The organism is Paraburkholderia fynbosensis (assembly GCF_902859935.1).
In the GTDB taxonomy this organism is placed as follows: Bacteria; Pseudomonadota; Gammaproteobacteria; order Burkholderiales; family Burkholderiaceae; genus Paraburkholderia; species Paraburkholderia fynbosensis.
In genome coordinates, this window is sequence record NZ_CADIKI010000005.1 from 76,842 (window position 1) to 101,096 (window position 24,255).

Genomic DNA, 24,255 nt, shown 5'->3' on the forward strand with positions numbered 1-24,255 from the left:
ATCAAAGGAGCGGTCAGGAAAATAGTTACTGGAATCGCAACCACGGCTTCTGCGGTGGACATCCCATGGATTCCCATCGATTCCCCTCCGCCAGGTCCACGAGGCGGTTTTTTTCGGCGCTAGCCCACCAGGGAGAAAGTCCAGGCTATTTCCGGCTACGACTGACCGGCAACAGAACGACACGCTAGCATGAACCACTGACACGCAGCATGTTGCCCCCAGCGTTGGCGTTCATCACTTGCGAGTTGGAATTCCCGAGCACTGCTAGGCTATTCTTTCCGCGAACAATAAGCCGCCCAGTCGTCCATCATCTGCTTGCGACGCAGGAACATGTCGCCACGACGATATGCGGCCTCGACCTTGTCATCCACTGTGTGCGCCAGCGCCATCTCCGCCATCTCGTTGGGATAGGTCGTACACTCCGCGGCCCAGTCACGGAATGTCGAGCGAAAACCGTGTACTGTCAGGCCGGTGCGTTTCATCCGGCGCAGAACCGTGAGCATTGCCATGTTGGACAGTGACCTGCCCTTCTTCGCCCCCGGGAACACCAGGTCGCCGTCTGCCTCTTCAAGCAGCCGGCGCACCAGTGCAAGCGCGGAATCAGGCAGCGGAATCCGGTGTGCCCGTTCGGCCTTCATCCGCTCCGCCGGCACCGTCCAAATAGCCGCCTCCAGATCAAACTCGTTGCGGAGAGCACCAATGACTTCGCTGGTCCTCGCCGCAGTCAGGATGAGCAGTTCGAGCGCCCGTGCCGCGAGGCCATCCTGCACCCTCAGTGCCTTGACGAACGCAGCTGATTCCTTGTACGGCAGGGCTGCATGGTGCCGGACCTTCCGCACGTTTGTGCGCGCAGGCAGTATCTTGTCGAGGTGGCCCTTCCATCGTGCCGGATTCTCGCCTTCACGATACCGGTGCACCGTCGCCCAGTCGAGCACTGACTCGATACGCCCACGCACCCGGCTGGCCGTTTCAGGTTTCGCTTGCCATATTGGCTCAAGCACGCTCACGATGAGCGCCGTATCGATATCACGCGCGCGAAGCGATCCGATGATGGGTGAGGCATAGGTGGCCAGCGTGTTCTCCCACTGCGCGACATGCTTTTCATTCTTCCACCCTGCACGGTTCGTTTTGGTAAATGCCTTGGTGCATTCATCAAATGTCCGGCTGCGCGCGGCGGTCGCAAGCTGCTGTGCCCGCTCGGCATGGCGGGACTCGATCGGATCGACGCCGTCGAACAGCATCCTGCGGCAGCGCGCTGCGAGCTCGCGTGCGTCGGCAAGCGAGATAACGTGCAGTGGCCCGAGACCCATTTCACGCAACCGGCCCTGTAGCCTGAAACGGTAGACCCATGAGCGCGTACGCGCCGCCGACACCTGAAGGTACAGACCACCCCCATCGCAGTAATGGCCAGGCTTGTTCAGGCGCGCGACGCCGAGCGCGGAAAGACGGTGGATGGAACGCGGATTTGTGCTCATGGCGACCTCCCCTGTACCCATACTACTACCCATACTTCTGAGTGCGATTGAGGGGTATGGAACGGGAAGGTCCGGCACAAGAAAAAACCCCGGAAGGCCCATGTGGCGGCCTTCCGGGGTTTGGTCCGGGACATTGCGAGATGCCCCGGGAGGTGCTCCTGGCGGAGACCTATGAATATCTCTACATTCTCACAAACAAACTGCATGTTTAACTGGCACCGTGTCCGCTGATACTCAATGAAATATCAGCGGATCGGCAGGCAACGAAGCGCCGACGCCCCCGCTTTCCCGATATGCCGATGAAGAATGCTCGCGAGCAGTGCGCCGACCCCGAACTCCCAGGGCGCAATGCGATGCGAATAGTTGACCGTGTTGACGAGCGCTCCGAATCGCGGGCTCGATATCGTTACGATATCGCCGATCTGATGCGTGAATCCTTGCCCCGGCACGTTACGATCTGCGGTCGGTGCGAACAACGTCCCGAGATAAAGCATCATTCCGTCCGGGTATTGATGGTGAGAGCCCATCGCTTGCGCAACGAGTTCCGACGGGTCCCGGCTGATGCGCTTCATGGAACTTGTCCCTGTCAGAACATGTCCATCTGTTCCTTCTACGTGCAGCGAAAGCTCCGCAGCCCGAACATCATCAAGGCCGAATGTACCGTCGAAGAGGCGAATGAACGGGCCAATAGAGGCCGACGCGTTGTTATCCTTGGCCTTACCGAGCAACAGTGCACTCCGGCCTTCGAAATCCCGAAGGTTGACGTCGTTCCCAAGCGCGGCGCCGACGATTTCCGCCCGGCTGGTCACCGCCAGCACGATTTCAGGCTCCGGGTTATTCCACTGCGAATTTTCATGAATTCCGATCTCGCTGCCGGTGGCGACGGCGGACATGGGTTGCGCTTTCGTGAAGATTTCCGCATCCGGACCGATGCCGACTTCCAGATACTGCGACCACATTCCTTCCTGAATAAGCACGTGGCGCACCGCCCCGGCTTGCTCAGACCCCGGGCGGACGCTTGCGAGCCGATCGCCCAGCACGGACATGACACGCGCGCGCACTTCATCGGCCCGGCTCGCGTCACCTCCCGAGCGCTCCTCGATCACCCGCTCCAGAAGGCTTTCGACGAACGTCACCCCGCTCGCCTTGACCGCCTGCAGGTCACATGGCGCGATGAGCCAGGGGTAGACGGATCGCGTCGATCGAAGGCGGAATTGGCAAGAACCGGGTCCAGTGCCGCAAGCCTCGGCAGGTTCGCAGCGGCCTCCTTAAGCCGAAGGCCGATTTCTGGTTGTTCAACCAGCGTGCTGGTCGTCAGCGCGACCGACGACACATCCACCAGTTCGCCACCGATAACGGCAACAGGACGCGGTGCGCCGATATCGGCGCACCACGCGCGCCCCACGAGCACAGCCCGCTCCAGATCGTCAGGCAGCGCGGATCTATCATTCAATGACATCTTCTTCTCCAACCTTGCATGGGTATTGCCGGGCATCGGTGCGGTATATGCTCTACTTATGCCGGACACCGGCGGCTCACATGATTGCGCTGATCTGCCAGGGGACGAATTCGTTTTGTCCGTAACCGTGCTGCTCGCTACGGGAACGTGTCCCGGAGGCCACGTCGAGCAGCAGTTTGAACAGCACTGCGCCAAGTTGCTCGATCGTCGTGCTCCCTTCCAGCACTTCTCCACAGTTCAGGTCCATATCGTCGGACTGACGTTGCCAGAGTGCCGTGTTTGTCGCGAGCTTCACCGACGGCGAGGGCGCGCAGCCGTAAGCCGAACCGCGTCCCGTCGTGAAGCAGATCAGGTTCGCACCGCCGGCAACCTGGCCGGTAGCCGACACCGGGTCGTAGCCAGGCGTGTCCATGAACACCAGACCGCGCGCCCTAACCGGCTGGGCGTATTCGTACACCTCGACAAGGTTCGTCGAACCTGCCTTTGCGATGCCGCCCAATGATTTCTCGAGAACGGTCGTCAAGCCACCGGCCTTATTGCCCGCCGACGGATTGTTGTTGATCTGCGCCTCCTGCCGCTGCGCGTACGCTTCCCACCACCTGATGCGATCGACCAGCTTCTGTCCCACTTCGGGCGTTACTGCGCGGCGGGTCAACAGGTGCTCGGCGCCATAAATCTCCGGCGTCTCCGAGAGGATCGCAGTACCGCCGTGCCGCACGAGCAAGTCGACGGCTGCACCCAGCACGGGATTGGCCGTGATGCCCGAATATCCGTCCGACCCACCACATTGAAGGCCGATGGTGAGATGACTCGCCGAAACTGTTTCCCGCTTGACGTCATTCGCGTCGGGCAACATCTGCCGAACCAGTTCGATACCCTTTGCAATTGTCAGGCTCGTGCCACCGGTGTCCTGAATCGTGAAAGTTCGCAAGCGGTCGTGTTCCCTGAGCCCCTGAGTTTCGAGCAGCCGCGAAATCTGATTCGTTTCACAGCCCAGGCCGACAAGCAGCACGCTCGCGAAGTTGGAATGGCACGCATAGCCACCAAGCGTGCGCTGCAGCATCGCGAGACCATCGCCTTCTGAGTCGATGGCGCAACCCGAACCATGGGTGAGCGCGACGACCCCATCGACATTCGGAAACGCGGCCAGCGCTTCGGGACGAATGTCACGGCGGAAATAGTCGGCAATGGCTCGCGCGACCGTGGCCGAGCAATTCACCGAGGTGAGAATGCCGATGTAATTGCGCGTGGCCACACGGCCGTCTTCACGCACAATGCCCTGGAATGTCGCGGGCTCGGTTGACGGGACGGTGGCGCGCACGCCCTGACTGAATGCGTAGTCACGGGCGAATTCGCCCATCGCAAGATTATGCGTATGAACGTGCTGCCCCGCGCGGATCGGCTGGCTCGCAAAGCCGATGATCTGGCCATAACGGTGCACCGCCTGGCCCTGACCGATGTCGCGTGTCGCCACTTTGTGACCGGGCGGGATCAATCCGGAGACCGTCACCGCTTCCCCATCCAGCACCGTGCCGGACATAAGCTGATCCAAAGCGATGACGACGTCGTCAGCGGGATTGAGTCGAATGACGCGCACCGGCCTGAGCGCGGTGGATGCGACGGGCTTGCCCACAACAGGGGACGACATGGAACTGCTCCTTCGTTTCTCAATGCGTGACGACAGTTTCAGGACCGGCTGCGCCGCGTCGCGTGACGCGCCGCACAGCCGTGTTCAAACGACGTTTCAGCCGGCGCTCCACGGCGTTTTGCACCGTGTGTACTCCAGTTGATAGAGCGTAGAGTCCGGCGCAATCGCAGCGGCCCCGGGCAAAGCAGCGAGTCCGGCAATGAATGCGTCCACCGCTGAGCGGACATAGTCGGCGCGGCATCCTTCGATCATCACGATCCATGTCGGCACCTCGGTGCCTTCCGAGCGCGCCTTCTTCTCCGCAGTTTCCACCTTGCTGACGGCCTCATCGGCCAGACACAGGTGCACGCCCGTGATGCCGCGCTGGTCGGCGAGCGGCGGCAAGACCTGCTGGCGCAATCCCTTCACGACGTCGGCCCGCGCCGCGGAAGGCACGTCGAAGCGCACCGTCATGAGATTGGCGCCCTGGCCCACGCCGTCAGAATACGCCACATGGCAGATCGAGCGGGCCACGCTGCGAAACGAGGGAACGACCTGCTTCGTCCACGGCGTCGGCGAATTCAGCCGAAGCAGGTAGTCTTGCGCGCCGAGCACCTCCACGGTGTCGGCTTCATACAGATTGAAGTACTCGGGTCCCGCATCCAGCGCGATGTAGCGCCGGCCGCGCCTGAACCCAGGAATTCCGGCGCGTTCCGGCATGTGCTCGCGGTTGTGCCATTCGTAGAATTCATCCTTCGCTTCCGGCAGCAGGTCATGCCAGATCGCGACCACGCCCGTTCCAGCAAGGCTCATATCTCCTCCTTCCATAGGTTCAATCGTTTTATCGTGCCAACGGATATTCGCCGCGGACCCATGCCGCGCCAAGCGAATCCGCGTATTGCACAACCTTCTGGGCCTGCTCGCCGAGTCCGCTGCCGCCAAGGGTCATCGTGTCGCCCGCTTTCAGAAAGACGGGCGGCTTCTGACCGAGCCCCACGCCGGGGGGCGTCCCGGTGATAATCACGTCGCCAGCCATCAGCGGCATGAAGCGGCTGAGATACGCCACGATATGCGCGACGTTGAAAATCATCGTGCGTGTATTGCCCGTCTGACGACGCGAGCCGTTAACGTCGAGCCACAGGTCGAGCACCTGCGGGTCGGGCACTTCATCACGCGTCAGGAGCCACGGGCCGAGCGGGGCAAAAGAGAAGCCGCTTTTGCCCTTGGTCCACTGACCTTCGCGTTCGAGCTGATAAGCGCGTTCGGAGATGTCATTGGCAAGGCAGTAACCCGCCACATGATCGAGCGCGGAGCCTTCATCGATCTGCCAGGCGGGTTTGCCGATCACCACTCCCAGTTCAACCTCCCAATCCAGCTTTTGCGCGTCTGCCGGCAAGATGACCGGATCGTTCGGACCGCTGATCGAACCCGTATGCTTGTTGAACACGACGGGTTCCCGCGGGATCGGCGTATCGGTTTCGGCGGCGTGATCGGAATAGTTCAGGCCAATGCACACGAGGTTACGGACATTGCCGATACAGGCGCCGAGGCGCGTGCCTGCTTCCACGGTGGGCAGACGATTCAGATCGAGTTCGCCCAGCTTTGCAAGGGCCGCTGGCGAAACAGTCGTTCCATCGATGTCGTCGACGATGCCGGTCAGATCGCGGATCGCACCGCTCGAATCGATGACACCGGGATGCTCCTGACCAGGCTGGCCGAAACGGACGAGACGCATTTGGATACTCCTATCAAGACGAAAAAATTAGGGGCAACGTGCCCAGATCACCGAAGCCGATATGCAACTCACAACCGATCGGCAATTCGAGCACGCCCGCGTAAGAGCCCGTGATCACAGCCTGCCCGGCATGCAATCCAATGCCGCGAACGCGGAGAAAGTTGGCGAGCCACACGATCGGCGCGAGCACGCTGCGATCAGGGTGGCGGCCTGCAAAACTGACCGTGTCCTGCCCGGCGCGAGCCAGACTGACGGTGAATTCAACCGGGAGATCGGCCGGCGTCGCGCCCTCGCGCAATCGAACGCGCGGGCCAATGACAAGACCGGCATTGAACAGGCCGTCTGCCAGCAATTCAGGAAACGTCAGCGATTCGGGACGCGCATAGCGACTGCCCAGCAGTTCGAGCGCGAGGTGAACATTCCCGAGAGCGTCGAGCACTTCGGCTTCGCTATATGCTTCGCGCCGTGGCGGCAGATCGCGGGCCAGCAAACAGGCGAGTTCAGGCTCTGCCCTTACCCCAGGTTGCCCAGGCACGGCGCGAACGCGGCAGTGGGCGCTTCGATGAATGTCGGCGTCATAGATTGGTGCGGCGATGATTTTGCCCGCCGGCGGCAGCGCACATTTCCACGCGCCAGCCTGCCAACCGAGCTGATCACTCACCTTTCGCTGGATCGCGAAACCTTCGTCCAGATTCGCGGGCCGCAGTTCGACGGAAAGGCGCTCCGCGAGCTTGCCTTGCCGACGCGCCGCGACGAGAAGGCGTGCTGCCTGCTCATCCAACGCGGCGGTTCGCTCGATAGCCTGATGTGTTCCCGGCGTGTTCATGCCGCCTCACTCACATGCGCACCGACGCTCTGGCGCGGCCAGACGGCACCCAGCTTCGCAGACGCTTGCTGCAATAGCGCATAAAAGGCCTCGTAGCGCTCCGGCCGAACCCGTGTGACCGGCCCGGCAATGCTCATCGTGCCCACCACCGCACCGTCAGGCAGCGAACGCACCGGCACCGCCAACGCGACGACACCCGGCTCGGCCTCTTCAACGACCAGGCCATAGCCACGCTGCCTGGTCCGCTCCAACTCCGGAATCAACTGCTCGACGCTGGTGATTGCCTTCGGCGTCCATGCGCCGGCGGCAGACGCTTTTCCGAGTCCGCCACGCAGGGCGTATTCGATCGCCTGGTCGTTCGGCATTCCAGCCAGCCACACCTTGCCAACCGATGTGGCATGCAAGACGATGGGACTGTGCATGGACGGCGAATACATGAGGCCCGGCGCCGCGCCCTGGGACGCTGCCAGCCACGCGAGGGTTCCTTCGTTGACCACCGTCAGCCGGACCAGCTCGCGGCACTGCCCGGCGACTTCGTCAAGGATCGGCTGCACCAGCCCCGGCAGACCGAGCCCATGCAGGTACCGCTGACCGAGCAAGGACAGCTTCAAGGTCAGACGGTACTGGGACGTCTGTTCATCCTGCTCCGCCCACCCCTGCTCGCACAGTTGCGCGAGCACCCGATGGGCAGGGCCCTTCTCCAGCCCGAGGTCGGCGGCAATATCGGACATGCGCATCCAGCGCGCTTCACGTGCGAGCAACTCGATCGCCTGAAGCGACCGGTCAACTGCTCCCTTGACAACTCTCATAATTGACGTAACATGATTCTTACTGGAACGATGTTACAACAATAGACAACCAGCACCGAAAAGTCAATCGAGACGGAGACAAGCATGACTCGGAACACTCAGGTTCAGCCTCACGGCAAGCGCCAGTCGAAGATAGCCGCGGCCAGCGGCTGGATTGGCTCGGCATTGGAGTATTACGACTTCTTCATCTACGCGACCGCGGCGTCGCTGGTGTTCCCGCAGCTCTTCTTTCCGTCTGATAACCCAACGGCCGCGATCATTGCGTCACTGGCGAGCTTCGGTGTCGGCTATATCGCCCGGCCGGTGGGCGCCGTCGTCCTCGGGCACTGGGGCGACCGCTACGGCCGTAAGACGGTGCTGATCCTCTGCATGTTCGTCATGGGCCTTTCGACAATGGCCGTCGGGGCCCTGCCAACGTATAAGCAGATCGGGATCTGGGCGCCGGTGCTGCTCGTGATTCTTCGCCTGATCCAGGGCTTCGCGGTCGCCGGGGAGCTTTCCGGCGCCAGCTCGATGATTCTCGAGCACGCACCGTTCGGTCGGCGCGGCTACTTCGCGAGCTTTACACTCCAAGGCGTGCAGGCCGGACAGCTCATGGCGGCAGCCGTCTTCCTGCCTCTCGCGCACTTCATGCCCAAGGACCAGTTCACTTCCTGGGGCTGGCGGATTCCGTTCCTGCTGAGCATCGTCGTGATGATCGTGGCTTACATCATTCGCCGCGAAGTCGACGAGACCCCGGCCTTCGCCGAGGAGCGCGCACACGGCGAAGTTCCCGCCTCGCCGGTCGTCGAAGTATTCCGGCAGAGCTGGGACGATATCGTGCGCGTGGTCTGCATGGCGCTTACCGCCGTGATCGCCCTGGTCGCCGCGGTCTTCGGTGCCGCCTACGCGGTTCAACCGGCGTACGGCATCGGCTTCCCTTCCGGCGTGTATCTGTGGATTCCTGTTCTGGGTAACATCTGCGCAGTGATCCTGATTCCCTACGTCGGCAATCTCTCGGACAGGATTGGCCGCCGGCCGCCAGTTCTTGTCGGCACCCTCAGCGCCGGACTGCTGTCGTTCGTGTATCTGTACGCAATCAGCATCCACAACCTGTGGCTGGCGATGGTTCTCTCGGTGCTCATGTGGGGCATCGCCTATCAGGGCTTCAACGGCGTATTCCCGAGCCTGTTCCCCGAACTGTTCCACACGCGCGTGCGCGTGTCTGGGATGGCCATCGGACAGAACGTCGGGACGACACTTTCCGCGCTTCTCCCGGCATTTTTCGTCGCGGTCGCGCCCCCCGGCTCCGCCCATATTCCGCTGAAGATCGGAGCCCTGACATTCGGCATCTGTGTCGTGGCCGCGATCGCCGCTTTCACCACGCGCGAGACGTACCGCGTCCGCCTCCACGACCTCGGCGACCGCAACGCGGTCCCCGTACCCAAAGGCGACTACGATCGCCTGCGCGCCGGGGCGATGCGCGGGACCACCGGAACAGCCGACCCACAGGACTTAACAAACCAGCTGCGCTCATAGCTGAAGCCACGGCGATATCGCTGCGACCGCCATGTTGGCGCAACTTAGGACGTTCGGATGGGCCGGGCAGGATCCAGCGGTCGCGGCACTTGCGAATATCTGATGCCACACAGGAGAAAGGCACATGCATAACCAAGGTACGCCACGTTACGACGGCCCACGCGAACTCGCGCAATCCCTGACTCCGTTCGCACGCGTGAGCGCGTGCGCGGCGGTCTGGAACCAGGAGGGGCTGCGCGCGGACGCCGAGTATCGCGACCTCGGGCTCGCCGCAGTGACCAACGGTCGCATCGGAGCCAAGCACATTCGCGCGCTGAAGCCGTTCACCGATGCCACGGGCTGGCACTGGCACGACATGACTGCGCACTACCTGTATGTGCTGCGTGGATCGGTCACGTTCCGTTTCGCCGGCGTCGAGGGCAATGTGACTCTCAACGCCGGGGACGACCTCTCGCAGCCCGCCGGCGTTCCGCACAACGTGATCTGGCGCTCCGATGACCTTGAAGTGATCGAGATTAACGAGCCCGCGGTCTACGGAACATGGGATCTCGCCGAACCGCCGGCACCCTGGAAGTGAGCACCAAGCTATGACTGCACCTTCCGTCAACATCGGACATGAGGCCGCAATGCATCCACCTATCACAGGAAGAACGCGACTCTACGGGTTAGTGGGCGATCCACTGACGGCAGCCAAGTCGCCGCAATTGCTGAACCAGCTTTTTATCGAACAGCGCGCGGACGCGGTTTGCATTCCGTTTGGGGTCAAGGCGGAGGGCCTGTCCGCATTTGTCGCCGGCGCACGAGCGATAGGCAATCTTTCCGGCATGCTGGTCACGATGCCTCATAAGCAACGGATGCTGGCTTTTGTCGACGAACTGCATCCCACTGCTTCCAGGGTCGGCGCACTCAACGTCATCCGTTGCGAAGAAGATGGACGCTGGGTCGGCGCCATATTCGATGGCGTCGGCTGTGTGCTTGGCATGCAATGGGAAGGCAATCATCCGGCGAACAGGTCCGTTCTTCTCGTCGGTGCCGGAGGCGCAGGCAGAGCTATTGCATTTGCAGTCGCGGCCGCGGGCGCCCGGACGCTCACCATATCCGACGTCGACGCGCATCGGGCTGGCGATCTCGCTAAATCCGTGGCTGCCGAAACCGGTTGCATCACGCATGCCGGACCACCCGACCCGCACGGATTCGAAATCGTTATCAATGCCACACCGCTCGGCATGAACAGGAATGATGCCATGCCGGTAAATCCCGAGCGGCTCGCGCCCGGCACCGTCGTCGTGGACATCATCAATGCGCCCGAGCCGACGCCGCTTCGCCGCGCCGCGCATGCGCGCGGCTGTCGTACCCAGGACGGAGGGCCAATGCATGAAGGGCAGGCATTACATGCCCTACGCTTCCTTGGGTTCGATTACCGCCCTGCTGGAAGGTCAGCACCAGACGATGCCTTGCTGTTCGCGCCTGCCAAGGACGCAAGCCCCTGATGCCGAACGCCTGAGCGAAAACGCCCGGAATCAACGGTTATCACCAGTTTGAATGGAGGGAAGATGCGATGAATAGTTTCAACGTTCTCACACCAGTATGTGCGGATGGCTTTAACGCGCGCAGCGCGCAAGCACCAAGTCGACTTGTCGACGGTGCGAAGGGAGAACACGCATGAAAGTCGCATTGCTGGAGGCCAGCCATTGGCATGTCCCACTCTATCTTGATGCGCTCGAGGCGCCCGGGATCCAGGTGGTAGCCGTTTCGGATGCGGAGCAGGCGAAGGGGCAGGCAATTGCCGCGCGATTTGGGAGCAGGTTGTACTCGTCAGCCTATGAGTTGCTAGAGCGCGAGGAGGTCGATTTTGCATTTGTGTTCGGGCGGCATTCCGAAATGCCGACGCTCGCTGAGGCGGTGATCGCACGAAAAATTCCATTCGCGCTCGAAAAACCCTGCGGCGTCAACAGGTCGCAGGTCGCGCGGCTGCGCAAACTGACAGAGGAAGCCAATCTTTATTGCGCCGTACCGTTGATCTTTCGCATGAGCGAATTGCTCACCGCACTGGAAGATGCCGAGGGGCGCATTCCGTCGGACTTCAACTACATGTCGTTCCGTTTCATCGTGGGTCCGCCTGGTCGTTATGAAGCTGCGGGCGCAGGTTGGGCACTCGACCCGGTGTTTTCCGGAGGCGGATCCACGATCAATGTCGCAACGCACTTCATCGATCTCTTCAGATTGCTGACCGGTAAAGAGGTCGCGCGAGTCTCCGCCACCATGAACGCCCGAACGCATCGAGGCGCCGTCGAGGACTACTCGTTGCTGACAATGCAAACCGAAGACGGCGTGATCGGGCTGGTGGAGACCGGATACAGCTTTCCCAGTACTCAAGACGAGCAGCGCGAATTCTCCTTCACCCTTTCATCCGATCGCATGTACGCGAAATCGGGCCCCGACCGGATCGAGATTCGGGACCGAAGCAGCCTTGCCTTCGGCACTCGAAGTCGCCGTCTCCAGTTAGAGACTGACATTTACTACCCGCTGTTCGTCAAGCGGGTGCTTGCTGAATGCCGCACAGGTGCAAAGCCGATCGCGTCATTGCGCGACGCCGAGGCGATGATGCAGGTCATGGATGCGGCCTACGCTTCTGCCCGGCAAGGGGGTGCGCTTCAGACTCTTGCGCCAATTTCTGTATGACCCGAGCTGCGGGATCGCCTCGCACGCCTGTGCCGCTAACGAGATATTGCAATTTGGCCCATTATCCCGCACCGAAGGAAGACGACTGGATCGCGCGAGACTTCCGTTTCCACACCGGGGAGGTGATGCCGGAGCTGCGGCTACACTACCGAACCATCGGCGACCCGTCCGGCGAGCCGGTCCTGGTCCTGCACGGCACGGCGGGCACAGGCGCCAGCATGCTGACGCCCGCCTTCGCGGGAGAGTTGTTCGGGCCGGGACAGCCGCTTGATGCCAACAACTATTTCATCATTCTCCCGGACGGGATTGGAACAGGCGGATCGTCCAAGCCGTCCGACGGGCTGCGCACGCGGTTTCCAGCTTACAACTACGACGACATGGTGCTTGCGCAGTACAGGCTCGTAACCGAGTGCCTGGGCATCCGCCACCTGCGGCTGTTGATCGGCAACTCGATGGGCGGCATGCACGCATGGATGTGGGCGGTGCGATATCCGGACTTCATGGACGCGCTGGTGCCAATGGCGTCGCAGCCCACAGATGTCCGGCCGCAACTGGATGCTGCGCCGCATGCTCACCGAGATGGTCCGCAACGACCCGGAGTACCAGGATGGCAATTACCCCAGTCCGCCCCGCTCCTTGCGCATTGCCAGCGCGTTCTTCGCGCTGGCCACCAACGGCGGAACGCTGGCCTACCAGAAGGTGGCGCCGACAATGGAGTTGGCCGACAACTACGTGGACACCCAGTTGGCCCAGCCCTTCACGTTGGATGCCAACGACTTCTTATATCAATGGGCTGCCTCGCGCGGCTATAACCCGGCACCCGGTCTGGAGCAGGTCCAGGCTACGGTGCTCGCCGTCAACGCGGCCGACGACGAACGCTATCCGCCCGAGACCGGTCTGATGGAGCGCGCGATGCAGCATGTGCGCCACGGCCGGCTGTTTTTGATCCCTGCCAGCGAGGATACGTGCGGCCACGGCAGCAGCGGCCTGGCTCGTTTCTACAAAGCTGAGCTGCAGGAACTGCTGCTATCAGCCCCACGCCGCGCCTCCATGTGATGCTGACCCGACTATACGGCGCCCGTTCGTCCGGCGCGCCGCTATTGCGGTGGATCTACACAACATGTCTTTCGAGCAACGACCATGATTGCGTTCGGCGACGAGTGGTGCTGTCGCCGTGCGGCGGCCGAACGTGACGCTGCTGCTCTCACGTCGGCCTTCAGCGTCCGCCCGATGGTGTTGTCGCTGCGGTGCTCGTTCTGGCCGTTCAGTGGATCGAGCGAGCTGGCGCCAAAGCCCGAAGCAACGCGGCGGTTCGCTCGATAGCCTGATGTACTCCCGGCGTGTTCATGCCGCCTCACTCACATGCGCACCGACGCTCTGGCGCGGCCAGACGGCACCCAGCTTCGCAGACGCTTGCTGCAATAGCGCGTAAAAGGCCTCGTAACGCTCCGGCCGAACCCGTGTGACCGGCCCGGCAATGCTCATCGTGCCCACCACCGCACCGTCAGGCAGCGAACGCACCGGCACCGCCAAGGCGACGACACCCGGCTCGGCCTCTTCAACGACCAGGCCATAGCCACGCTGCCTGGTCCGCTCCAACTCCGGAATCAACTGCTCGACGCTGGTGATTGCCTTCGGCGTCCATGCGCCGGCGGCAGACGCTTTTCCGAGTCCGCCACGCAGGGCGTATTCGATCGCCTGGTCGTTCGGCATTCCAGCCAGCCACACCTTGCCAACCGATGTGGCATGCAAGACGATGGGACTGTGCATGGACGGCGAATACATGAGGCCCGGCGCCGCGCCCTGGGACGCTGCCAGCCACGCGAGGGTTCCTTCGTTGACCACCGTCAGCCGGACCAGCTCGCGGCACTGCCCGGCGACTTCGTCAAGGATCGGCTGCACCAGCCCCGGCAGACCGAGCCCATGCAGGTACCGCTGACCGAGCAAGGACAGCTTCAAGGTCAGACGGTACTGGGACGTCTGTTCATCCTGCTCCGCCCACCCCTGCTCGCACAGTTGCGCGAGCACCCGATGGGCAGGCCCTTTCTCCAGCCCGAGCTCGGCGGCGATATCGGACATGCGCATCCAGCGCGCTTCACGTGCGAGCAACTCGATCGCCTGAAGCGACCGGTCAACTGCTCCCTTGACAACTCTCATAATAAGACACGCATGACTCGGAAAATTCCAGTTAAGCCCCACCGCAGGCGCCAGTCGAAGATAGCCGCGGCCAGCGGCTGGATTGGCTCGGCCTTGGAGTATTACGACTTCTTCATCGATGCGACCGCGGCGTCGCTGGCGGTCCCGCAGCTGTTCTTCCTGTCTGACAATCCAACGGTCGCCATTATCGCATCAAGCGACCGGCGCCAGGCGACCTAGAGGTGGCGCCGAGAATTCGGACAGGTCGGTAAGTGGAAAAGCTGGGGCGTGAGTCGGTCATATGGCCGGCAACAAGAAACCAGAGGATGACGAAACGCAACCGACGGACACACTCTCCGGGGTTCAGGCAAAGGTGGCACTCGCGGCGCTCAAGCGCGACAAGACGCAGGCCGAGCTGGCCCAGCAGTTTGATGTGCATCCGAACCAGATCACGGACTGGAAGAAGCAAATGCAAGAGCGTGTTGCCGAAGTGTTCGAGACGGGCCAAACATCGGCCGAGCCCCTGGTCGATGTGAAGGCGTTGCACGCGAAGATCGGGCAATTGACTCTGGAGAACGATCTTTTGGAAAGTGCGCTCGGCAAGGCGGGATTGCCGAGCGTAAAGCGACGATGGATCGCGAGCACGCATTGCCGGTGAGCCAGCAGGTGCGGCTGGTGGACATTGCCCGTTCAAGCGTCTACTTCCAACCGCACCCGGTCAGCGAAGTCCGCCCAGGAACCCGTGCAACCACAGTCGCGCTCGAGTGTCGTTGCGCGCCACGGCACGTCGCGCGCTCAGCGGACCAACAGCCTCATTCCGCCAATCTTGTGATCGCTACGCGGCTGCCCGCTTGCTCCCGCAGGCGAAACTTCTGTATTTTTCCGGTAGCAGTTTTGGGCAATTCGCCAAAAATCACGCGGCGCGGGCACTTGAAATGCGCCAGTCGCTCCCGACAGAACGAGATCACATCCTCCTCGGTGATGCTTGGGCTATCGGGCCTCAGCTCGATAAACGCGCAAGGAGTCTCGCCCCATTTGTCATCAGGCTGCGCGACGACGGCCGCGTTCAGGACGCCCGACATGCGGTAGATGACCTCCTCCACCTCCACAGACGAAATATTTTCTCCGCCAGAGATGATCACGTCCTTCGAGCGGTCTGTGATCTGGATATAGCCGTCAGGATGGACGATGGCCAGATCTCCAGTATGGAACCAGCCGCCCGCGAGAGCTTTTGCGGTTGCTTCGGGATTTTTAAGATATCCCATCATCACCGTATTCCCTCGAACCAGGACCTCACCGCAAGACTTGCTGTCGGCCGACACCGTCTCTAGCGTCTCAGGATCGGCGACCGACATTTTTTCGAACGCTGCCGCACGTACGCCTTGCCGCGCTTTCAATTTCCCTTGCTGCTCCGGCGGCAACGTATCCCACTCGTCATGCCATGCACAGCTGATCGGAGTGCCGGAAATCTCAGTAATCCCAAAGACATGGTCGACATCGAAGCCCATCGCGCCAACGGCCTCGAGAACAGCGGCTGGGGCCGGCGAGCCGGCTGTCAGGACCCGCACCCGACGCGGCAGCGGCTGCCGTTCTGAATGAGGCATGCTTGCGAGGCCTGACAGGACAATCGGCGCCGCACAAAAATGATCGACACCATGTCTGACGATGGCGGAAAGAACATTGGCAGCATTGACCTTGCGCAGGCATACATGCGTTCCGGCCGCGGCAGTAATCGCCCATGTGAAGCACCAGCCATTCGCATGGAACATGGGAAGCGTCCACAAATAAACCGGCGCGCGCGGCAGCGGCCAGTTCGTCATCTGCAACAGGCTCATCAGATACGTGCCGCGGTGGCTGGGAACGACGCCCTTCGGATCCCCGGTTGTACCCGACGTGTAATTCAGGGCAATGGGCGTCCACTCATCGACCGGGCGGCGACCGGCAAATGCGGGATCGCCGCTCGTCAGCAGCGACTCATAATCAGTTTCCCCGATGGCGGGGCCGTCAGGCGCTTCGTGATCGTTGATGTCGATCACGCGCGGCGGATTGGAAACCGACCGCAACGCTTTCTCGACCAGCGGAGCAAATTCGCGATCTACCAGCAGGAGCTTGCATTCGCCGTGGCGCAGAATGAATGCGACACCGTCAGCATCGAGGCGGCAATTGACGGCGTTGAGCACGGCACCGGACAGTGGCACGCCAAAGTGTGCCTCAAGCATGGCCGGGGTGTTCGGCGCGATGATCGACACCGTTTCGCCCGATTCGATCCCCATCTGAACGAGCGCCGACGCGAGGCGATAGCAACGCTCGCGGGTTTCGGCCCACGTCTGCCGGAAGTCGCCATGAATGATCGCAGTCCGGTCCGGATAGACGTCGGCGGTTCGATCGAGGAAGGTCAATGGCGTCAATGGAACGTGGTTTGCCGCGTTCTTCTCAAGTCCTTGAGAGTAAGCCTTTGCACTCATGACTTTGTCTCCGTTCATTTTTCGTAGAAAGTGGTGAATTCGCCGACCGGGCTGCGCTCCGTGACGAGCGAGTTCTCGATGCAACTGGGATCCGCATAACCCAGACTCATCCCGCAGACCAGCATGTGATTGTCGGGAATGGACAGTTCGTTGGCGATGACACGGTGGAACTTGTTGAAAGCCGCCTGCGGGCAGGTGTCGAGGCCCCGCGCCCGGGCGGCGATCATGACGCTTTGCAGGAACATGCCGGTGTCCAGCAGACTTCCTTCACGCATGACCCGGTCAACCGTGAAAAACAGGCCTACGGGCGCATCAAAGAAGCTGTAGTTGCGGCCGTGCTGGACGTGCATCCGCTCCTTGTCCCCCTTCTGGATACCCAGCAGGCCGTACAGATTCCAACCCACCTCCCGCCGCCGGTCCACATACGGCGCGATCCATTCGCGTGGGTAGTAGTCGTAGGGCTCTTCCAGGTCGGAACTTCGTGCAGGATCATCATTGATCTCGTTGATGGCAGCAGACAGGCGGGACTTCATCGTGCCTGTCACAACATGCACATGCCAGGGCTGGATGTTGACGCCGGTTGCGCTGAAGCGCGCAACGTCGAGGATGGACTCGACTTCCTCGCGGGGCACCGGTATAGGCAGGAAAGCACGGACGCTGCGCCGGGTGACGAGTGCCCAGTCGACGGCTCGACTCACGTCGGCAAACGAGCTGAAAGGAGGAGCAGATAGACGGTCCATTTTTCTCGGCATGTTGAAAATTTGCTGCGACGTGGACTTGGTGTTTTTTCGGGTGGAGAGTCCGCGACAGCCGCGCTCTTCACACGAACGAACCCCGACCATGAAGCCGCGTATGGTAGAGACCTCAGCGCCCTGCGCTACCCTGAACTAAAGCGACAGGCGCGCTGGCTGGGCGGTATGAGTCGGCACGTGTCTGATTGATCAGCGTCACCGCCGCCGCACCGATAAGGCCGGCCAGACCGATCGCCATGAAGTTCTGTTCAAGCGGCAGCTTCAGGGAGACGAGCCAGCCGATGAGCACCGGTGCCACGATGGCGCCGATCCGGCCCACGCCAGAAGCAAAGCCAACACCGGTAGACCGGATCGCATGGGGATAGAAGTCACCCGCGTAAGCATAGGCAAGCAGTTGCGTACCAAGCGTCGATGCGCCGACAACGAATACGACGACAAACAACGACACGGTCGACTTCGTGTAGCCGATCAGCGACAGCGCAACCGCCCCGACGACGTAAAACGCAATCAGTACCCTCTTGATGTTGACCTTGTCGCTGAGCCAACCACCAAAAATCGCACCGGCGATGGCGCCGACGTTGAAGACGATCACGAAGTTCAAAGCTGAACCCAGGCTGAATCCGGCCATTGCCATCAGCTTGGTCAACCAGGAGCTGAGTGCGTAGACCATGAAAAGGCCGGTCATGAACGCGACCCAGATCATCGTCGTACTGAAGCCCCGCCCGTCCTGGAAGAGGCGTCGCACCGATGCGTCCTTGCTTTTGTCCGCCGAAGATCCGACAAAGCGCTCCTGAGCGCTCACCGGATAGTCGGGCACCAACCGCTTCACCACGGTGCGCAGTTCGTCGTGCCGGCCGCTTTTAACCAGGAAGGACATCGAATGGGGCATCGTTTTGATGATGAACGGAATCAGCAGGACAGGCAGGCCTGCGGCAAAAAAGACGGATTGCCAGCCGTAGCTGCCGATAAGCTGCTTTGCAGTCAGCGCCACAAGAATTCCGCCAATGGAATATCCCGCGAATACCAGCGTCACCAATCGCGTGCGCAGGGCGTTCGGCGAAAATTCTCCCATCTGTGCGGTGACAATTGGCAAGACCCCGCCAATGCCCAGGCCAGCGATGAATCGCGTCACGCTGAAGGCGACGGGATCGCTGGTCAACCCAGCCGCTGCGGTGAAAAGACTGAACAACGCGACGCAAACACAGATCATCATGGGTCGGCCGAAACGGTCAGCCAGCGTGCCAAGGAAAATGGCCCCGAGCATCACGCCAAAAAGTGCCGATCCGGCCATGACGCCAGCCCTGGTCGCGTCGATGCCCATGTCCTTCATGATTGATGGCAACGCTGCGCCCACGACGGCAAGATCGTAGCCGTCGAGTATCAGCATCAACAGACACCAGAACAGGACCAGGGTGTGAAAGCCATTGAATCTTGCCTCACCCGCGAGTGAGTGCACCTCTATCTGGTTCATCCTGTCTCCTTTGGTTTTGACGTCGTGGGCGAAGTCCACGCGGGCTCCAACAGCCCCCCCAATGGGGCGGCCTTGTCGCAACTCGACTGGCCGTTGGTCTGTGCTGTAACCAGTTTCAGCGGGACGACGCCGGCCGTCCATGTCCATGAAGTTCAACCTGAATGAGGTCACCGAACACCCGCGCTTGCGGCGTTGCGCCACTGGCGGGAGCCCAAATCCGTCAGGCGAGGACACCGATTTCCAGTTGGAGAAATCGGTTCTCGTGACGACGGATTGACGGAGCCCCTCGAACAGACCATGACCGTTTGGCTAGTCCTAGGTAGTCGGCGAGGAGCCTCCGCGGCGCATTTGCACCACTGAAGCGCGACTGCCGATTTCCCAGGACGAGATCGGGCGCATGGCCGGACTGCCGAGACAGAACACCAACCGTGCGCTGCACGATCTCGAACAGACCGGGCTCGTGCGCATCCGGTACGGAGCGATCGAAGTGCTGGACCTCGAAGGGCTGCACGCGTACTCGGCAAGGTCTAGCCCGGCATGTCCACGGCTCACATCCCCGCTCGTACTCCAGCAGCGCCGATGTTGAGCATCGAGGTGTCACTCTCCGGACATGACCAATTGGAAGCGTCGTTGATCGCGCCCGAGCCGTTGTATTGCGCCTTGCTCGGGAATGGACACAGCGGCATGGTGCGTTGCACGCTCTTGCTTGCGTCGTCGTCTGCATACTTGGAGGCGATGATGCTCTTCGGCGGCGTGCCTTTTTCGACCCAGTTCTGCAAGGCGGCCAGCGCATCGTGGTCCGTATCGAACGGAACCTGTGGACCGGCAAACCAACCCTTGGCGTTGTATTGGTTCAAGAACGCATTCGGCCCGTCGCCGCCAACACAGTGGTTCATGCCTGGCGCGAGAAACAGCCGTACATCCTTCTGGAGGTTGCCGTAGCCACCCCTCGCCGCGGCAAGAGCCCGATAGTAGCGGATCGTCGTATTCGCGTTCATCAAGGCATCGGTCAGGCCGTGATACATGATGAGCTTGGCCCCGCGGCTGCTGAAGCTGGAGAGTGCCGCGGGATCGTCCCACAGGCCCTTCTGGAACGCCGACGTGATGCGTTGAACTGTGGTTGTCGGCATCGTGGCCTGGAAACTCGAGGCGTCGGCAGGATCGCCGAGGCCAAAGGACATGCCCAGCGATCGGGTTCCGTTGTAGTCAGAGGCTCCTGCGTACACGAAATCCCGCAGGATATAGTTGCTGAACGCCCACTCAGTAAACATCGACAGGTATGGTTCCGGCCCGAAGGGGTCCCGGCCCGTCAGGGTGAGCGGTGCCGAGGGGAACTCATAGAAGAAGGACTCGTTGGAGGTTAACGTCGCCGCCGCCCAGCCGGCCGCGACCGTGTTGCCGCTCGTGTCCCTGACGGCGGACAGGATGGCCGATACCGATTCCATCTGCGCCTGGGTCAGGCAACTGTCGCTGGCGCTCCCCGCCGCACATAGCGGCACCGCCGTTCGTACATTGAATACACAGGCATTGGGATTCTGGTCGAGACCATCGTTCACGCCGTCGCTCGCGTCGCACGACGCGGCTGCCTTTGCTACAAGTTGCATTTGGGCATCACTGAGCGCGGCAGCCGGACTGCGGAATTGCACCAATTCCCGCGTCATCCAGTTGGTGTGGGCAGCCGGTGGGTCGTACGGCGCGCCGGCGACGATGCCGTCGAAGTCATCCGGATAGTGCGTTGCCTCGACCATCGCTTCCCTGCCCCCATCAGAGCACCCGAGGAAGTATGAGTGGTCCACCTTGGCTGCGCCGTAGAGCGCGGCCGTGGCCTGCTTGCCCACGGCAGACAGGGAATGAACTGCGCGGTAGAGGTAATCGTCCAATGCATCGGTGTCAGGTACGCCCGGCGCCTTCACTGCGAAGGTCGGATCGGCCTCGACCGAGAATCCCTTTTCGGCAATCGACCGATCCACATGGCCATCGTCGGTATGCCACATGGCGTAGCCGCTGCTGATGTGCGCCACCGTCGGAGGGCCGGCTTCGAAAACGCTGCCGCAATTGCCTCCGCAGCCGAATTGCAGATACTTGCCGTTCCACTTTCCTGGTGCAGGGAAGACAGCGCCAAAGTTGGCAGTCTTTCCAGACTCCTTGTTGGTGACGAAGCTCCCCGTCACCACGCAGTAGGGAGGTGCGCCGTCACCCAGCGCGTTCTCCGCCACCACCACCGTGCCGCCCTTCGTGGTTCGCATTTGTGCCGGCAGGTACGTGAGCGCGTTCGGTATGTCCTTGACTGTTGCTCCCGCAGGCATGATGCGTTGCATATAGGCTTGCGTGCACATTTCGGCGAGTGTGACCGTGGGCGCGTTTGCCGGTGCGACGTCATTACCGCCGCAGCCAGATACAGCAACGGCTGATGCTGCGAATATAGCACTCACAATAGCCGAGCTTCGGCGGCCTCTTAAGCGGGTTCTCATCATCGTCTCCATGTATTTTCTGCTGCCGGAATGATTTGCTCATCGATGGCATTTTTCTTTTCTCACCGCTGAGTCGGTGACGCGTTGGCGACAAAACCACTGCGCCAATAAGCGATACGCTTCACCTAGGTTGCGATGGCGATCAAGTGCGGGGTCTCGTGAAGCCAACTCCGGTTACATTGCGTAACCGGGCGCCAGGCTGTTCGGGTTTGCCGAACACGACTGCAGTGTCAGCCTGGTTGGAACCCCAATCCATGTCCGCCGACCTCAATCTGAATGAGGTCTGCAGACAGACAGGCTGCGCCTTCTTCGGGGTTTGCACGCGATCGGACCATCGCCCTGAGGATCAGGTGCGTGTCAGTGGAGTGGGTTTCAGAGCCGCACGCTATGCGCAATCCGTTCGGGCGGCCTGGTTGTGCTTGACTGGCCTGAGACTGCAGCTCAGTTTTTGCGCGGCGCACAGTCTGAAGACGGCGTTCGAATCTGCCGACCGATCACAACCGCGAGCGCATCCATATGCGCCAACTGCGCCGTGACTACCTTCCCAGTTCTAGATCGAAGAAGTCGCCTTGCCATGGCGGTACATTCCCGGGCTGGCCCCCGTCCACTTCCTGAAGGCCCGATGAAAAGCGCTGGTCTCCTGGAATCCAGTCCGTGCGGCGACTTCAGCGACCGTGAGAGAACTGCTCGAAAACAGGTCGATAGCAATGTCGCGGCGCAATTCGTCTTTCAGTTGCCGGTAGTTGGTGCCCTCGGCCAGCAGGCGGCGCTGCAGCGTGGCCGAGGATTGATTCAATAACTGCGATAGCGTCTCGAGGTCGGGCCAGTCGTCGGGAATCTGGTTGCGCAACCGGCGCCTTATCAGGGCAGTAGTGCTGGATTCGTTACGGTACTTCACCAGGATGTTCGCCGGTGCACCCTGCAGGAATGCGCGCAGGCTCGTCTCCGTCTCTGTCAGTTTGAGGTCGAGGAAACTGCGATCGAACCGGATCAGCGTCTCCTGTGCGGCAAACGTCACGTCCTCGCAAAAGCGCATGCGATAGTCGCTGTCATCGACTGGTGCGGAAGCGCGGAATCTCATCTCGATCAGCGGAATCCGTCGCCGTGCCAACCAGCACGCAAGGCCGTGCACGAGGATGAACCACGTCCCGTAGGCAAACAGGCGGCGCGTTGGCCCATCATCATGCAGGACGATCAATGCATGCTCGCCTTCGCAGCGTAGCTCCCCGTGAATGTCGTCGAGAACCGCATGCAGAAACTTCAACATGCGACGCAGCGCGTGTTCCAGGTTTTCAGCGTGCAGCACCGCGTGACACATGAGCGCGTAACTGCCCCGGCGCAGTGGGTGGCTGTCCAGACCAAAAAATTCGTCGTCCATCAGATCGGCCAGAGCCGCCCACAACCGCGAAAAGGCGAGCGCGGGTACTCGGGCTCTCGGGGCACTCAACAATTCTGCCGGGATACCGGCGTGCTGTAGTGCGACCGGCACGTCCAGATTACGTTGCGTAGCGACGAGAATTGCTTCACGCACCAGGCCGATTGAAGTCGTGCCCTTGTCTTGAGCTTCATGCATGGTCAGGTTCCGCCTATCGAGGTGCCATGATGTTAATCGCTGCAAGCCGCAATTGAAACGTGGGACGGCTGGGCGCTGGCAGTCTCTAGCCGACGTGCCGTGTCGTCGAGATCGACGACCCCCTTCGATATGCCCAGGAGGCTCATGCACGACGAGGTCTATGGGCATGGGCGAACTCTCGCCTGCCGCTTACGATAACCAACCAGTAGCTCATCGCGAACGTAGCTTTGTCGGCGAAGGCTGTGCAGCAACGTGCCGGTCACGTCACATATCGCTTCGGGCGCACCCACGCGTTGCGGACTCGTGCTGGCATGCGTATCGCCCGGGTGCGCTGTGCGTCGGGGCCATCACTCAGGAGACAGAAATGCAGGTTCAGGATAAAGGTTTCGTCGTCACAGGCGGCGGTTCCGGCCTCGGCGCCGCCACGGCACGCCGCCTTGTCGCGGGCGGCGCCAAAGTACTGCTGGTAGACCTGGACCAGCACGCGTGTGCCGCACTGACGGCGGAACTCGGCTCCAATGCCCGCTTCGCCAGGGCAGACGTGTGTGATGTCGCCAGCGCGGAGCATGCATTAGCCGCATTCCGCGACACCTTTGGCATGCTGCACGGCTTGATCAATTGCGCTGGCGTTGCACCCGCCGAGAAAGTGCTTGGCCGCGAAGGCCCGCATCGGCTGGAAAGTTTCGCGCGCACCGTTCAGATCAACCTGATCGGCGCCTTCAACATGGTGCGGCTGGCCGCAGCCTGCATGTCCGAGAACCTGCCCGACGCCGATGGCGAGCGCGGAGTCATTATCAACACCGCTTCAGTCGCGGCCTTCGATGGCCAGATCGGGCAAGCGGGCTACGCTGCCTCCAAGGGTGGGGTGGTAGCGATGACGCTGCCGATCGCGCGCGAATTGGCGCGTCACGGCATTCGCGTAGTCGCCATCGCGCCTGGGATCATGGAAACGCCCATGCTCAAAGGCATGCCCACGGAAGTACAGGATGCGCTCGGAAAGATGGTGCCTTTCCCCGCGCGCCTCGGGCGACCCGACGAATTCGCGGAGCTCGCGCTGCATATCGTCGCAAACACCTATCTCAACGGCGAGGTGATTCGCCTCGATGGCGCTATCCGTATGGCGGCCAGATGACGCGGCGTGCGAAGCAGTCATCGTGACGCCTGCTGCCGCTTGTAGCCGCTCCCTGCGCTTGACCTGAGTCGCCGAGCCCGAACGCGGTCAGCCAGGTCCGGCCAGGCCGATATCTTTCTTCCCC

At 61.5% G+C, this 24,255-nt stretch carries 20 protein-coding genes and 3 pseudogenes; 10 read left to right on the top strand and 13 right to left on the bottom strand.

All coding sequences use genetic code 11. The features are described 5' to 3' along the window. Positions 1-269: 269 nt before the first annotated feature. The 7 genes and pseudogenes from HV770_RS10035 to HV770_RS10065 form a co-directional block, all read right to left on the bottom strand. Positions 270-1,475: a tyrosine-type recombinase/integrase gene (locus tag HV770_RS10035; RefSeq protein WP_175159256.1), complete on the bottom strand. Its 1,206-nt coding sequence runs from the start codon at positions 1,473-1,475 to the stop codon at positions 270-272. Positions 1,476-1,720: 245 nt separating this feature from the next. Next, positions 1,721-2,934 (bottom strand): annotated as a pseudogene (locus tag HV770_RS10040) (fumarylacetoacetate hydrolase family protein). Between the two features lie 76 nt (positions 2,935-3,010). After that, positions 3,011-4,582, bottom strand: coding sequence for a UxaA family hydrolase (locus tag HV770_RS10045; protein WP_175159257.1), 1,572 nt, complete (start codon positions 4,580-4,582; stop codon positions 3,011-3,013). A 96-nt stretch (positions 4,583-4,678) separates the two neighbouring features. Continuing rightward, positions 4,679-5,374, bottom strand: coding sequence for a hypothetical protein (locus HV770_RS10050; protein WP_175159258.1), 696 nt, complete (start codon positions 5,372-5,374; stop codon positions 4,679-4,681). Between the two features lie 28 nt (positions 5,375-5,402). After that, positions 5,403-6,296, bottom strand: coding sequence for a fumarylacetoacetate hydrolase family protein (locus tag HV770_RS10055; protein WP_175159259.1), 894 nt, complete (start codon positions 6,294-6,296; stop codon positions 5,403-5,405). A 13-nt stretch (positions 6,297-6,309) separates the two neighbouring features. Then, complete coding sequence (locus HV770_RS10060; RefSeq protein ID WP_175159260.1) at positions 6,310-7,122, bottom strand: 2-keto-4-pentenoate hydratase; 813 nt, start codon at positions 7,120-7,122, stop codon at positions 6,310-6,312. Further along, positions 7,119-7,931 carry an IclR family transcriptional regulator gene (locus tag HV770_RS10065; protein ID WP_175159261.1) on the bottom strand — a complete coding sequence of 271 codons (813 nt, stop codon included), beginning with the start codon at positions 7,929-7,931 and terminating at the stop codon, positions 7,119-7,121. Before HV770_RS10065 ends, HV770_RS10060 begins: the two co-directional genes overlap by 4 nt. 84 nt (positions 7,932-8,015) lie before the next feature. On the opposite strand from HV770_RS10065, the gene HV770_RS10070 reads away from it, so the two are divergent. The 6 genes from HV770_RS10070 (at position 8,016) to HV770_RS39685 (ending at position 13,187) form a co-directional block, all read left to right on the top strand. Then, positions 8,016-9,449, top strand: coding sequence for an MFS transporter (locus tag HV770_RS10070; protein ID WP_175159262.1), 1,434 nt, complete (start codon positions 8,016-8,018; stop codon positions 9,447-9,449). Positions 9,450-9,573: 124 nt separating this feature from the next. Further along, positions 9,574-10,026: a cupin domain-containing protein gene (locus HV770_RS10075; protein ID WP_175159263.1), complete on the top strand. Its 453-nt coding sequence runs from the start codon at positions 9,574-9,576 to the stop codon at positions 10,024-10,026. 10 nt (positions 10,027-10,036) lie between these two features. After that, positions 10,037-10,939: a shikimate dehydrogenase family protein gene (locus HV770_RS10080; RefSeq protein WP_246290800.1), complete on the top strand. Its 903-nt coding sequence runs from the start codon at positions 10,037-10,039 to the stop codon at positions 10,937-10,939. Between the two features lie 172 nt (positions 10,940-11,111). Beyond that, positions 11,112-12,131 carry a Gfo/Idh/MocA family protein gene (locus HV770_RS10085; RefSeq protein WP_217468587.1) on the top strand — a complete coding sequence of 340 codons (1,020 nt, stop codon included), beginning with the start codon at positions 11,112-11,114 and terminating at the stop codon, positions 12,129-12,131. Positions 12,132-12,349: 218 nt separating this feature from the next. Continuing rightward, positions 12,350-12,943, top strand: coding sequence for an alpha/beta fold hydrolase (locus HV770_RS39680; RefSeq protein ID WP_425497397.1), 594 nt, complete (start codon positions 12,350-12,352; stop codon positions 12,941-12,943). A gap of 34 nt (positions 12,944-12,977) precedes the next feature. Next, positions 12,978-13,187, top strand: a complete 210-nt coding sequence (locus HV770_RS39685) for a hypothetical protein (protein ID WP_217468588.1) — start codon at positions 12,978-12,980, stop codon at positions 13,185-13,187. Between the two features lie 288 nt (positions 13,188-13,475). Here the strand turns inward: HV770_RS39685 and HV770_RS10100 are convergent, their stop codons facing one another. Further along, the gene (locus tag HV770_RS10100; protein WP_175159266.1) at positions 13,476-14,288 is read right to left on the bottom strand and encodes an IclR family transcriptional regulator; all 813 of its coding nucleotides are present in this window, start codon (positions 14,286-14,288) and stop codon (positions 13,476-13,478) included. 12 nt (positions 14,289-14,300) lie between these two features. Here HV770_RS10100 and HV770_RS10105 point away from each other — a divergent pair. Continuing rightward, a pseudogene (locus HV770_RS10105) lies at positions 14,301-14,483 on the top strand (MFS transporter); the annotation flags it as partial. Between the two features lie 110 nt (positions 14,484-14,593). Continuing rightward, positions 14,594-14,990: pseudogene (locus HV770_RS10110) on the top strand (transposase); the annotation flags it as partial. 89 nt (positions 14,991-15,079) lie between these two features. Here the strand turns inward: HV770_RS10110 and HV770_RS10115 are convergent. From HV770_RS10115 to HV770_RS10125, 3 genes are all read right to left on the bottom strand, one after another. Continuing rightward, the gene (locus tag HV770_RS10115) at positions 15,080-16,732 is read right to left on the bottom strand and encodes an AMP-binding protein (protein WP_175159268.1); all 1,653 of its coding nucleotides are present in this window, start codon (positions 16,730-16,732) and stop codon (positions 15,080-15,082) included. A gap of 14 nt (positions 16,733-16,746) precedes the next feature. Continuing rightward, entirely contained in the window at positions 16,747-17,472 is a 726-nt protein-coding gene (locus tag HV770_RS10120; RefSeq protein ID WP_175159269.1) for a nitroreductase, read from the bottom strand. A gap of 124 nt (positions 17,473-17,596) precedes the next feature. Continuing rightward, positions 17,597-18,955: an MFS transporter gene (locus HV770_RS10125; protein ID WP_175159270.1), complete on the bottom strand. Its 1,359-nt coding sequence runs from the start codon at positions 18,953-18,955 to the stop codon at positions 17,597-17,599. Positions 18,956-19,322: 367 nt separating this feature from the next. Between HV770_RS10125 and HV770_RS10130 the strand changes: the two genes are divergently transcribed. Continuing rightward, positions 19,323-19,541 (top strand): helix-turn-helix domain-containing protein, encoded by a 219-nt coding sequence (locus HV770_RS10130; protein WP_343048162.1) that lies wholly within the window; start codon positions 19,323-19,325, stop codon positions 19,539-19,541. Here HV770_RS10130 and HV770_RS10135 read toward each other — a convergent pair. Next, positions 19,504-21,273, bottom strand: a complete 1,770-nt coding sequence (locus HV770_RS10135; protein WP_217468589.1) for a tannase/feruloyl esterase family alpha/beta hydrolase — start codon at positions 21,271-21,273, stop codon at positions 19,504-19,506. The two genes, HV770_RS10130 and HV770_RS10135, sit on opposite strands and share 38 nt — an antisense overlap. A 703-nt stretch (positions 21,274-21,976) precedes the next feature. Then, positions 21,977-22,999 carry an AraC family transcriptional regulator gene (locus tag HV770_RS10140; protein ID WP_175159273.1) on the bottom strand — a complete coding sequence of 341 codons (1,023 nt, stop codon included), beginning with the start codon at positions 22,997-22,999 and terminating at the stop codon, positions 21,977-21,979. A 364-nt stretch (positions 23,000-23,363) separates the two neighbouring features. On the opposite strand from HV770_RS10140, the gene HV770_RS10145 reads away from it, so the two are divergent. Then, on the top strand, positions 23,364-24,131 hold the full coding sequence (locus tag HV770_RS10145) for a 3-hydroxyacyl-CoA dehydrogenase (RefSeq protein WP_175159274.1): 768 nt from the start codon (positions 23,364-23,366) through the stop codon (positions 24,129-24,131). Positions 24,132-24,255 lie beyond the last annotated feature (124 nt).

Coding starts and splice junctions, on each gene's coding strand:
- HV770_RS10080 (WP_246290800.1), top strand. CDS start 10,037: ATGACTGCACCTTCCGTCAACATCGGACATGAGGCCGCAATGCATCCA.
- HV770_RS10100 (WP_175159266.1), bottom strand. CDS start 14,288: ATGAGAGTTGTCAAGGGAGCAGTTGACCGGTCGCTTCAGGCGATCGAG.
- HV770_RS10060 (WP_175159260.1), bottom strand. CDS start 7,122: ATGAACACGCCGGGAACACATCAGGCTATCGAGCGAACCGCCGCGTTG.
- HV770_RS10070 (WP_175159262.1), top strand. CDS start 8,016: ATGACTCGGAACACTCAGGTTCAGCCTCACGGCAAGCGCCAGTCGAAG.
- HV770_RS10135 (WP_217468589.1), bottom strand. CDS start 21,273: ATGCAACGCATCATGCCTGCGGGAGCAACAGTCAAGGACATACCGAAC.
- HV770_RS10140 (WP_175159273.1), bottom strand. CDS start 22,999: ATGCATGAAGCTCAAGACAAGGGCACGACTTCAATCGGCCTGGTGCGT.
- HV770_RS10075 (WP_175159263.1), top strand. CDS start 9,574: ATGCATAACCAAGGTACGCCACGTTACGACGGCCCACGCGAACTCGCG.
- HV770_RS10050 (WP_175159258.1), bottom strand. CDS start 5,374: ATGAGCCTTGCTGGAACGGGCGTGGTCGCGATCTGGCATGACCTGCTG.
- HV770_RS39680 (WP_425497397.1), top strand. CDS start 12,350: ATGCTGACGCCCGCCTTCGCGGGAGAGTTGTTCGGGCCGGGACAGCCG.
- HV770_RS10125 (WP_175159270.1), bottom strand. CDS start 18,955: ATGAACCAGATAGAGGTGCACTCACTCGCGGGTGAGGCAAGATTCAAT.
- HV770_RS10120 (WP_175159269.1), bottom strand. CDS start 17,472: ATGGACCGTCTATCTGCTCCTCCTTTCAGCTCGTTTGCCGACGTGAGT.
- HV770_RS10115 (WP_175159268.1), bottom strand. CDS start 16,732: ATGAGTGCAAAGGCTTACTCTCAAGGACTTGAGAAGAACGCGGCAAAC.
- HV770_RS10065 (WP_175159261.1), bottom strand. CDS start 7,931: ATGAGAGTTGTCAAGGGAGCAGTTGACCGGTCGCTTCAGGCGATCGAG.
- HV770_RS10045 (WP_175159257.1), bottom strand. CDS start 4,582: ATGTCGTCCCCTGTTGTGGGCAAGCCCGTCGCATCCACCGCGCTCAGG.
- HV770_RS10035 (WP_175159256.1), bottom strand. CDS start 1,475: ATGAGCACAAATCCGCGTTCCATCCACCGTCTTTCCGCGCTCGGCGTC.
- HV770_RS10085 (WP_217468587.1), top strand. CDS start 11,112: ATGAAAGTCGCATTGCTGGAGGCCAGCCATTGGCATGTCCCACTCTAT.
- HV770_RS10145 (WP_175159274.1), top strand. CDS start 23,364: ATGCAGGTTCAGGATAAAGGTTTCGTCGTCACAGGCGGCGGTTCCGGC.
- HV770_RS10055 (WP_175159259.1), bottom strand. CDS start 6,296: ATGCGTCTCGTCCGTTTCGGCCAGCCTGGTCAGGAGCATCCCGGTGTC.